Annotated in this window: 7 protein-coding genes; all 7 read right to left on the bottom strand. The window is 65.7% G+C overall.

All coding sequences use genetic code 11. From position 1 onward, the window contains the following. The coding region (locus tag ACXJL8_RS20575) for a phospholipid scramblase-related protein (RefSeq protein WP_456685478.1) at nt 1-126 on the bottom strand (126 nt) is incomplete at its 3' end. A 447-nt stretch (nt 127-573) separates the two neighbouring features. Continuing rightward, nucleotides 574-3009 carry a DNA topoisomerase (ATP-hydrolyzing) subunit B gene (gene gyrB / locus ACXJL8_RS20570; RefSeq protein ID WP_456685477.1) on the bottom strand — a complete coding sequence of 812 codons (2436 nt, stop codon included), beginning with the start codon at nt 3007-3009 and terminating at the stop codon, nt 574-576. 498 nt (nt 3010-3507) lie between these two features. Further along, nucleotides 3508-5676: a hypothetical protein gene (locus ACXJL8_RS20565; RefSeq protein WP_456685476.1), complete on the bottom strand. Its 2169-nt coding sequence runs from the start codon at nt 5674-5676 to the stop codon at nt 3508-3510. Between the two features lie 118 nt (nt 5677-5794). Beyond that, nucleotides 5795-6538, bottom strand: a complete 744-nt coding sequence (locus ACXJL8_RS20560) for a hypothetical protein (RefSeq protein ID WP_456618468.1) — start codon at nt 6536-6538, stop codon at nt 5795-5797. Nucleotides 6539-6657: 119 nt separating this feature from the next. Next, nucleotides 6658-7794: a DNA replication/repair protein RecF gene (gene recF / locus ACXJL8_RS20555; protein ID WP_456618467.1), complete on the bottom strand. Its 1137-nt coding sequence runs from the start codon at nt 7792-7794 to the stop codon at nt 6658-6660. Between the two features lie 127 nt (nt 7795-7921). Then, a complete protein-coding gene (dnaN, locus tag ACXJL8_RS20550) occupies nt 7922-9040 on the bottom strand; it encodes a DNA polymerase III subunit beta (RefSeq protein ID WP_456685475.1) in 1119 nt (372 codons plus the stop codon). A 425-nt stretch (nt 9041-9465) separates the two neighbouring features. Next, nucleotides 9466-10875 carry a chromosomal replication initiator protein DnaA gene (gene dnaA, locus ACXJL8_RS20545; RefSeq protein ID WP_456618465.1) on the bottom strand — a complete coding sequence of 470 codons (1410 nt, stop codon included), beginning with the start codon at nt 10873-10875 and terminating at the stop codon, nt 9466-9468. Between the last annotated feature and the right edge of the window lie 602 nt (nt 10876-11477).

Here is an 11477-nt window from a genome sequence, read left to right as displayed (position 1 = left end):
GAGCAGATCGTGGCCATTTTCATCGCAGATGCGATATTTGTTGCGGGTTTCGAAGCCGAAGATCTCGGCCATTTCGAAGACCTGCTTCACGTACATTCGGCTCTGCTCGGCTAGTATCGGCAACATTTCGTTCGGACCTTTTCCAAGATTACCCTCGGTCCATCGCACCGGCTCGCACTTCGGCTCCGGGGCTCTCGTCCAACGTGCTGAGGGAAATTCGCGCCGGCAACGCGGCAGGTGGCCAATGGGTCTACGCCACTTGGTCGCGATTGCGGGGGGTGAGGTTCAGGGGCACGCGGCGGGTCTAGAGCGCGACAGGGCCACGTTCGGTGTTGCCGCGAACGGTGGTGCGCTCCCCCCCCGCTTGCGGGGGAGGGCTGGGGAGAGGGTGTCTCCACGATCGAGATAGTCCCTAGGTGGAGAGAGCCCCCACCCGGCGCTTCGCCATAGCCGAGGCTCTGCCTCGGCGTCTTTTGAGAGGACGGCCGCCGAAGGCGACCTACGCCTCCCCCGCAAGCGGGAGAGGTTGCAGCGAGTGTGTGGCTAGTAGCTTTAATCTAAAGCCCTTCGGCCTCAGATATCGATGGTCGCGCTCAGCGAATGTTCCTGGATGAAGTCGCGGCGCGGCTCGACCACGTCGCCCATCAGCTTGGTGAAGATGTCGTCGGCCTCGTCGACCTCCTTGACCTTCACCTGGAGCAGCGAGCGCACATTGATATCCAGCGTCGTCTCCCAGAGCTGTTCCGGGTTCATCTCGCCCAGACCTTTGTAGCGCTGCAGCGTGACGCCCTTGCGGCCGGCGTCGGTGACCGCTTCGAACAGATCGACCGGGCCGTGGACGGGGAGCTCGACATCCTTGCGCCGCAGCTTGCCGGGGCGGGCATAGACGTCCTGCAGCTTCACGGTGTACTCGTCGAGCTTGCGCGCCTCGACCGAGCCCAGGAAGGCGTCGTCGATGAGGGCGGCTTCCTTGACGCCGCGCACCGTGCGCTCGAACTGGAAACCCTGGCCTTCCACATACTGGCCGACCCAGCCGCGCTCGACCTCCTCGGCCTGGTTGTCCAGCCGGCCGGCGATGTACTGCGCGGCAGCAGCCGCTTTTTCCGGATCGCCATAGATCGCCTTGTTGAGCACGCCGGTGATGGCGGCCTGCTCGATCACCTTGCGATTGTAGCGGCTGTGCAAATTGCGCAGGACGCTGCGGACCGTCCGGGCATCGTCGACCAGCGAACGCAGGTCGCGGCCGGTGCGGTCGCCGCCGTTGCCGGGAATGTAGACGCAGTCATCGAGCCCGGTATCGATCAGATAATCTTCGAGCGCCCGCTCGTCCTTCAAATACTGCTCGGACTTGCCGCGCGAGACCTTATAGAGCGGCGGCTGGGCGATATAGAGATAGCCGCCATCGATGATGTCGCGCATCTGCCGGTAGAAGAACGTCAGCAGCAGCGTGCGGATGTGGGCGCCGTCGACGTCGGCGTCCGTCATCACGATGATCTTGTGATAGCGCAGCTTCTCGATCGAGAACTCGTCGCTGATGCCGGTGCCGAGCGCGGTGATCAGCGTGCCGATCTGCTCGCTTCCCAGCATCTTGTCGGGGCGCACGCGCTCCACGTTGAGGATCTTGCCGCGCAGCGGCAGCACCGCCTGGAATTCGCGGTTGCGGCCCTGCTTGGCGCTGCCGCCTGCCGAGTCACCCTCGACGATGAAGAGCTCGGATTTCGCCGGGTCCTTTTCCTGGCAGTCGGCGAGCTTGCCGGGGAGCGAGGAGACCGAGAGCGGGCTCTTGCGCGTCAGCTCGCGCGCTTTTCGCGCGGCTTCGCGGGCGGCCGCGGCCTGGATCACCTTGCCGACGATCATCTTGGCTTCGGACGGGTGCTCCTCGAACCAGGCCTGGAGCRCTTCGTTCAGCACGTTCTCGACCACGGGGCGCACTTCCGAGGACACCAGCTTGTCCTTGGTCTGCGACGAGAATTTCGGGTCCGGCACCTTCACCGACAGCACGGCGGTGAGGCCTTCGCGGCAATCGTCGCCGGTCAGCGCGATCTTTTCCTTTTTCGCGTTGGCCTCGGCATAGCCGTTGACCTGGCGCGTCAGCGCGCCGCGGAAGCCGGCGAGATGGGTGCCGCCGTCGCGCTGCGGGATGTTGTTGGTGAAGCACAGCACGTTCTCGTGGTAGCTGTCGTTCCACCACAGCGCGGCCTCGACGCCGATGCCGTTGGCCTCCGCGCGCACCATGATCGGCGCCGGCACGATCGCCTTCTTGTTGCGGTCGAGATATTTGACGAACTCCTCGACGCCGCCGGAATAGTGCATCTCCTCGCGCTTCTCGACCGCGTGGCGCATGTCGGAGAGGGCGATGTTGACGCCGGAATTGAGGAAGGCGAGCTCGCGCAGCCGGTGCTCGAGCGTCGCGAAATCATACTCGATGTTCTTGAAGGTTTCCGTCGAGGCCTGGAACGTCACCTCGGTGCCGCGCCTGCCGGGCGCGTCGCCGACCACCACCAGCGGGGCGACGGCATCGCCATGGGCGAACTCGATGTAGTGCTCCTTGTTGTCGCGCCAGATCCGCAAGCCGAGCTTGCTCGACAGCGCGTTGACGACGGAGACGCCGACACCGTGCAGACCGCCGGAGACCTTGTAGGAGTTCTGGTCGAATTTTCCGCCGGCATGGAGCTGGGTCATGATGACCTCGGCCGCCGAGATGCCTTCGCCCTTGTGGATGTCGACGGGAATACCGCGGCCGTCGTCGCGCACGGTGACGGAATTGTCGGCATTGAGGATCACGTCGACGCGCGTGGCGTGGCCCGCGAGCGCCTCGTCGATGGCGTTGTCGACGACCTCGTAGACCATGTGGTGCAGGCCGGACCCGTCGTCGGTGTCGCCGATATACATGCCCGGGCGCTTGCGGACGGCATCGAGACCCTTGAGCACCCGGATCGATTCCGCACCGTAATCGCTCGGATTTGAGGGTTCGTTTTCGGCAGGCGTCTGCCGAGCAGGTTCTGTCATGAGAGGCCTTCGAGATGTCGCCCGAATCAGCGGCGCAAAAGGCGCTGATTTGCAGGCTATTTGTGCCATGAAAGACAGATTGCGCCTAGCGCAAAGTATCCTCCGGCAACCCTTTGAGCAGATAGGGTTTTTTAGCCGGTTTTCAAGCCTCTCGAAGGCCGATTCTGGGCACTGCAAAAAGCGCGATTCGAGGGCCCGTTTTGGGGCTCTGAAAGGCGTGTTTTTTGCGGGTGGAGAGGGTGGTTCCGAGGTGCCGGTTGGAGCATTGGTCCTTGGTGGAGTTGGTCGGGCCACGGGCTCGCTGCAACCTCTCCCGCTTGCGGGGGAGGCATAGGCCGCCTTCGGCGGCCGTTCTCAAGCAACGCCGAGGCGAAGCCTCGGCTATGGCAAAGCGCCGGGTGCGGGCTCTCTCCACATTGGAAGTGTCCATTGTGGAGGCTCCCTCACCCCAACCCWCTCCCGCAAGCGGGAGAGGGAGCGCACCTGTTGCGTGGCGGCTCAATACATCTGAAGCGGCAGCACGTCGCCGGTTGGCCCTACCATGAGGCCCCAGGCGTCGCCGGCGGCGACGGTCAGGCTCTCGGTGCGGACGGGGTGCCCGGGCAGGCGCAACGCGTACTGATACTTGCCGGGCGGCAGGTCGAGCATCGGGCCTTTCTGCGATTGCGGGCCGCCGGCGCCGGCCGCGACCTTCACCGTCTGATTGTTGATCGTCAGCGCCGCGTCCTTCGGTCCGATATTGCCGAGCATCAGCCTGGCCTGTCCCGCCTTCGGCATGATGTCGGCCTTGGTTGCGGCATCCGGATTCTTCTGCACCAGATTGACAATGGTCTCGCCCTTGGCGCGGCCGAGCTTGAGCACGGCCGGGCCCAGCGGCGAGGTGAAGGCGATCTGCGCGCGTTCTGCGGACACGGTCGCGCCGTCGGCCTTTTCCTGCCAGCCGAGCTTGGAAAGCTCCGCACGGTAGAACGCCAGGACGTCGCCGAGCGGGGCCGGGATGCTGGCCTCCAGCTCGCGGCGGAACGGCGTCTCGCTGCCCGGCATTTTCGTGGACGCGAGCGAGGTCGACGAACGCTGCGTCGGCACCGGGAGTTGGGATTCGGTATCGGGCTTCAGCGGCTCGGAGGACCTGGCCTGCATCTCCGTGCCGGCCGCAGCCTTGCTCTCAGCCTTGGCCGCGGCCATCACCAGGCCCGATCCGTCGGCGCGGACACTCACCTTCGGGCCCATCTGCATCACGGTCATCGAGATCGACTTGCCGCCTTTCGAGAACGCCATCACCGCCATGTTGGGCTGGTTGATGACGGAGGGCTGCTCCTTCCAGCCTGCGGGCCTCAGCGCGGCGCGATAGAACGCGGTGAGCGCTTTCACGCTCGAGGTGGAGGAGAATTCGAGCCGGCCGTCGTCGCCCGCGAATTTCACGCCTTCGGCGTTTTCGGGCAGCGGCACCGGCGTCGTGGTGTCGGCGAGCGCATTGAGCGACGCGTCGGACAGCGCGGCCGCCTRCACCTTGCGCTTGGCTTCATCCGCGGCGATGAGCTGCTGGGCCGCGCCCAACGCATCGCCAAGGAACTTGTCGTCGGCGTCCTTCTTCGCCCTGGCGCGGGCGGCAAGCGCCTCCTCCTTCACCTGCGCGGTCAGGCTGACCATGGTGAAATCATATTTGCGGCCGAGCCGCAGCACGCCGGTTTCCTCCACCGAGGAGATCTTGATCGCCACCTCGTCGCCGGCTGCGAGCGGCGCATTGCCGTTCTCCTGCCAGCCGCGCGCGGCGAGCTCGCGATGATAGAAGGCGAGCACCGCGGGCAGCTCCGCCATCGCGGCGGCCGTCATCTCGCGCTTGTTGGAGCTTGCGCTGCCGATGCCCCTGGCCGTCTTGGTCGGATTCGGCCGTGGCAGGCCGGCAAGATCGTCATCGGCTTTGAGCTCGCTGGGCAAGGCGAAGGGCGCGACCCGGATGTCCACATTGGTGCGGCCGTCGTCGCGGCGCGTCAGCGTCAGCATGACCGGCTTCTGCTGGTAGAAGCCGGTGTCCTTGCTATCAGGGTGCGCGTAGAACGCGCGCAGGCCGTTGGGAACGGTCTGATCCAGGCTGGTCGTCCAGCGTGCGGCGGTTTCCGGCGTGAGTTTCTGCCAGCCGATCGCGGCCATCTGGCTGGCGCAGAAATCCGACGTCGCATCGAGCGCGCCGGGCGCAATGCAGCCGAGATAGGGCCTTGTGCCGTCGAACATGATGTCGCTCGCGCCGTCAGGGAACGGCACGTTCGAATAGATCCGGTCGGTCGAGTAGTGGACCACGGTCTGGTCGGGCCGGCCGAGGGCTTGCGTGAGATAGACCGAAAGGCCCTGCCTTCCCTTCCTGAAATTCAGCGTGGTGCTGTTCTCCTCCAGCGGCCGCACATAGGGCACCCATCCCGCAGCGCTGAGGAGCTTTTTCACCGCCGGCGATGTCACGGCTTGCGGCGTCGGCATGCGATATTCCACGCGATAGGGATCGGGGCGCGAGGTGTCTTCCACCGCACCCTCGAGCTGCGGCAGCGCGTGGACGTCGACGATGCCGTCGTCCGCCGCGCGCGCGGAAAGCGGGGTGCTCGCCATCGCGAGAACGCCACAGGCAAGCAGCAGCCATCTTGCCGGGACTTGCGCCCCGCGCCGTTTCATCGACATCGTCAAAACTCCTGGATTTCGCGCGGGTCTTCAATCCTCGCGCGATTGCAGGCTGCGACACCGTCGGCGCGGCCTCAGAMAACTAGTCGCGGCGGGAACCGGGCAGGTTCAACGGGGCTCAATACAGCAGGAGCGGCGACCATGCCTCTCCGTCGCGCCCGACGGTGAGCTCCCAGGTATCGCCGGCCGCGAAGTCGAGGATATGCGTGGTGGCTGGATGGCCCGGCACGTTCACCTCGTAGGAATATTTGCCGGGCTGCAGATCCAGCGACACCGCGCGGGTGCCGGCGGCACGCTTCAGGGTCCGGTCGTTGATCGTGAGCGTGGCGTCCGTATCGCTGATATTGGAGAACACCAGCATCGCCTGGCCGGGCTCGGGCATGACGTTCGCGTTGGTCGCGACGGATGCGTTCTTCTGCACGAGGTCAACCCTGGTGCTGGAGTCCTTGCGGTCGAGCGCCAGCATGCCGGGTCCGAGCGGGGAGACGAAGGCGAGCTGGATGTGATCGGCGGAGACCACCGCGCCATCGTGCTGCTCCTGCCAGCCGAGCTTGCCGAGCTCGGTGCGGTAGAAGGCGAGGACATCGCCGAGCTCGGCGGGCACGGTCGCCTCCAGCCTGGTGCGGAGCGGCGTCTCAACGCCCGCGACGATGGTGGTGTGAATTCCGCGGTAACTGTAGCGGGTCGGCGCGGGCAGCTTGGTGTCGGGATCCGGCGTCAGCTCGGCCGCGAACAGCGACGACACACGCGGCACCCATGCGCTGGCGCTTGCCGCGAGCATGCAGATCGCGAGGAAAACGAGGCCGCACGCAAATGCCCGCCATCGTGCCGAGGCTTGCGCCCCGGGCATTACCGTCCGCATCTGTCTCTCCAGAGATGTCGCGCGTGATGTCATTGCGCGATGGGCTACGGCTGCGACAGCGCCGGCGCGGCCTCTGGCAACTAGTCGCAGCCTGAACCGGGCAGGTTCAAGAGCGGCACCTAGCGGCGCGTGCGAACCTGCCCGTTCTCGACGTCAAAGACTTCGCCGCCGGCGCCGATCTCGGCGAAGGCGGCCGGGTCCGCGCCGGTCAGCCACACCTGCGCGCCGAGCTTGCGGAGCTCCGCGAACAGCGCGCTGCGCCGGTTCGGATCGAGATGGGCGACGACCTCGTCGAGCAGCAGCAGCGGCACGATGCCGGTCATCTCGGCCACCAGCGTCGCATGCGCCAGCACGAGGCCGATCAGCAGCGCCTTCTGCTCGCCGGTCGAGGCGTCGCGCGCCGGCATGCTCTTCGGCGCATAGATCACCTGGAGATCGGTGAGATGYGGCCCGTCCGTAGTGCGGCCGGCGATGGCGTCGCGCGGGCGGTTGTCGCGCAGGATCTGGCGGTAGCGGTCCTCGACCGCGGTGGCGGTCTCGGTCAGCAGCGCGTTCTCCATCCAGCTGTCGAGCGCGATCTGCGCCGACGGGAAGGCGGATTGTTGCGCGCGGGCGTTCAGCATGCCGGTCAGCCGCGCCGCGGTCTGGCCGCGCGTCGCCGCCACCGCGACCGCGAGCTCGGCGGTCTCGCGCTCGATCGCGTCGCACCAATGGTCGTCGTAATTGCGCACCTCGAGCAGGCGGTTGCGCGAACGGAGCGAGCGTTCAAGAGCATTGATGCGGCTGGAATGCTCGCTGTCGATCGCCAGCACCAGACGGTCGAAAAAGCGCCGCCGCTCCGAGCCCGCGCCCATGAACAGCCCGTCCATCGCCGGCGTCAGCCATACCATGCGGATGTGGTCGCCGAAGGCGGTCGCCGAATTGACCGGCTCGCGGTCGATGCGGCAGCGCCGGCTCACCGCGCTGTCGGGGAGCGGTGCGTCGATGCCGGTGCCGAGCGTGGCGAGCCCCAGCGCGCCCTCGACCTGCGCGGAGACCGCCCAGGAGCCGTCGCCCTGGTTGTCGGCGACGTCGTCCAGCGTCGCCCGCCGCAAGCCGCGGCCCGGCGACAGAAACGAGATCGCCTCGATGCAATTGGTCTTGCCCGCACCGTTCGGCCCGACCAGCGCCACCATGTCAGCCGCCGTCTCGAGCCCCGCAGCCCGGTAATTGCGAAAATGCGTCAGCGTCAGGCGATGAATGCGGGAGGGGGTCATATGATCCGTTTTCCGTCATGCCCGGCCTTGTGCCGGGCATCCACGTTCTCAGTCTCCCAAGACGTGGATGGCCGGGACGAGCCCGGCCATGACGCATGTAGTCAATACGTGAAGAGGCCGGTAGCCCTCACACCCGCATCGGCATCAGCACATACAGAGCGCTCTTGTCGTCGCGGTCCTGGACCAGGGTCGGCGAGCCGGGGTCGGCGAGCTTGAGGGTTGCGACGTCGCCTTCGATCTGGGAGGCGATGTCGAGCAGATAGCGCGAGTTGAAGCCGATATCGAGCGCGTCGGAGGCGTATTCGACCTCGAGTTCTTCGGTGGCGCTGCCGGAATCCGGATTGGTCACCGACAGCACCAGCTTGCCCGGCGACAGCGAGAGTTTGACGGCACGGCCGCGCTCGCTGGAGATGGTCGAGACGCGGTCGACCGCGTTCTCAAAGTCCTTCTTGTCGACGACCAGTTCCTTGTCGTTGTTCTGCGGAATCACGCGGCCGTAGTCGGGGAAGGTGCCGTCGATCAGCTTCGAGGTCAGCACCACATTGCCGATGGTGAAGCGGATCTTGGCCTGCGACAGCTCGATCGTGACCTCGGCCTCGTTGTCCTCGATCAGGCGCTGCACCTCGCCGACCGTCTTGCGCGGCACGATCACGCCGGGCATGCCGTCGGCGCCCTTGGGCTGGACCAAATCGAGCTGGGCGAGGCGGTGGCCGTCGGTGGCGACCCCGCGCAGGGTCGCGGCCTTGGCCGTGCCCGCGGCGTGCAGATAGATGCCGTTGAGGTAATAGCGCGTCTCTTCGGTCGAGATCGCGAACTGGGTGCGGTCGATCAGCCGCTTGACGTCCTTGGCGGCGAGCGAGAACGAATGCGACATGTCGCCGGCGGCGAGATCGGGGAAATCATTCTCCGGCAGCGTCTGGAGCGTGAAGCGGGAGCGGCCGGCGCGGATCGCCAGCACCGCGCGGTCGCCGTCGGCCTCCAGCACGATCTGCGAGCCGTCGGGCAGCTTGCGCACGATGTCGTAGAACATGTGGGCCGGCACGGTGGTGGAGCCGGCGGTCGCGGTTTCCGCCGCGAGCGTCTCCGTCACCTCCAGGTCGAGGTCGGTCGCCTTCAGCGACAGCTTGGCGTTCTCGGCGCGGACCAGGACGTTGCCGAGGATCGGAATGGTGTTGCGGCGCTCGACCACGCGGTGCACGTGGCCCAGCGATTTCAGGAGTTGCGCGCGTTCGACCGTAACCTTCATTGCACTACTCGCCCGATCCCCAAGGAAACACAACGTCGAAAAGGCCGGGCGGCCGAAACGCGCGCCGCGGCACCGAAGACCCCAAAAGCCGGATCATCCAGCCGATATGACCAAAGCCGTCAGGGTCGCGCAAGGTGGCGCGGATGGCCTTGGGATTCAAGGGATTGGGAGGCAGTTCCCCACGATTTACAGGCAATTCGATGCCGCCGCGGCGGGGCTGTGCTCCCTCGCCCCGTTCTTACGGGGAGAGGCATAGGCGGCCTACGGCCGCCGTTTCTTCAAAGTTAGCCAGGTGAGGGGGAGTCTCCGCGGGGGAGGTGAGAGTTGGACTTACGGAGAGTCCCCCTCACCCGGAATCCGCGCTTTCAGCGTGCATTCCGACCTCTCCCCGCAAGCGGGGAGAGGTGAAAGAAAGGAATAGGCGTTTATTCCTGAAGCTGGCGCTTCAGCGACTCGACCTCTTCCGACAGCGCCGTGTCCTTGGAGACCAGGGCCTCGATCTTGCGCACGGCGTGCAGCACCGTGGTGTGGTCGCGTCCGCCGAAGCGGCGGCCGATTTCCGGCAGCGAGCGCAAGGTCAGCGTCTTGGCGAGGTACATCGCCACCTGCCGCGGGCGGACCACGTTGGCGGTGCGGCGCGAGGACAGCAAGTCGGAGCGGCTGACATTATACTGCCGCGCCACCACGCGCTGGATGTCCTCGATCTTGATGCGCTTGGGCTCCTGCGGCCGGATCAGGTCGCGCACCTCGTGCTCCGCCATCTCCAGCGTCACCGGCCGGTTGTTGAGCTTCGAATGCGCCAGCAGACGGTTGATCGCGCCTTCGAGATCCCTGCCGTTATGGGTGATGGCGCGGGCCAGATAGGTCAGCACCTCCTCGGGCACCTCGAAGGTCGCGTGATGGGCGCGGGCTGCTGCGACGCGCGACTTGAGAATGCCGTGCCGCAGCTCTTCGCCGAGCGAGCCCATCTCGACCACGAGGCCGCCGGCCAGCCGCGAGCGCACGCGATCATCCAGGCTTTCGAGATCGGACGGCGGACGGTCGGCCGCGATCACGACTTGGCGGCCGGCGTCGATCAGCGCGTTCAGCGTGTGACAGAACTCGGCCTGGGTCGACTTGCCCTGCAGGAACTGGAGATCGTCGATCACCAGCACGTCGATGCCGCGCAGCGCTTCCTTGAAGGCGAGCGCCGTCTGCGTCTTCAGCGCGGCGACGAAGCCGTACATGAATTTTTCCGCGGTGAGATACAGCACCTTGCGCTCGTTGCCGGAATTGCCGGACCAGGTCACCGCCTGCAAGAGATGCGTCTTGCCGAGGCCAACGCCGGCATGAATGTAGAGCGGATTGAACATCACGGGGTCGCCGCGGCGTCCTTCCGCGACCTGGCGCGCGGCCGCATGGGCCAGCGTGTTGGAGCGGCCGACGACGAAGCTCGCAAAGGTCAGGCGCGGATCGAGCGGCGAGCCGCCGAGCGCATCATGATTGGCCGAGACCGGCGCGGTCGCGGTCGAGCGCAGCTCGGGTGCCGGCGCGCGGCGCGTCTCGACCGGCGCGGGCACTTCCTTCTGCACGACGGGACGCACCGCGGTTCGCACGGTGAGATCGATGCGATGCACCTCCGGCATTTCAGCCTGCCAGCAGGACAGCACGCGCTCGGCGTAATGGGCCTGGATCCAGCTCTTCAGGAAGCGGGTCGGAACCGAGAGCCGCACGCTCTCCTCCTGCACGCCTTCGAGATCCATGCGCGCAAACCAGCTCGTATAGACGTCTTCGCCAACGCTCGAGCGCAGACGTCCCTTCACGCGTGACCAGCGATCCTGTTCCGGTGTTGTCATCGTTTGAAACTTTTCTTCAGAGATAAGGGTGCGTGGTGAACGCCATGCAGGGTTCCTGCCATCAGGGTTCCTGCCATGGCGGGACCTCAAGCGATTCCATTCTCAGGCATGGTTCGACCGTCCGGCGAGAACGCCGCGTCCGATCAGCGATGTCAGAGATGGAGGGGTCGCGAGGTCAGCGCGTACTCGGCGCTCCGTCACACGCGGGAGGCTGGACGTCGGACTGATCTAAGACGGCATCGGTGGAGTGGGAAAATAGTTTTAATACCGCGTTGAGTCCGTAAGACATGATACCTCCCCGTCCTGCCGTGATTGCTCACGACAAGGTCCTGCGTGTCCTGAAGACAACCGCGTCAAAAGCCGCGGATGTCCCGCCCGTCTGTACTAGTCGTCCGCTCGGCTTCGCCGTCAGGCGTGTCGGGGTAGCTTCAAGTGTCTCGCATAAGCGCTTGGATCCCGCTTGGAGACATTCAGACAAAGAGCTACTATTCCCATATTGCTATGGGTTTTTAACCGACAATCGCTTGTTGAAGCGTCGCCAACGTGCACACCGCCGCCGATTTGCACGCTCGCCCCGTTTCCAAAACCGCGCTGGTCTCAAG

The sequence above is a fragment of the Bradyrhizobium sp. P5_C11_2 genome, assembly GCF_054049755.1.
This window is presented reverse-complemented; position numbering and strand designations above follow the sequence as displayed.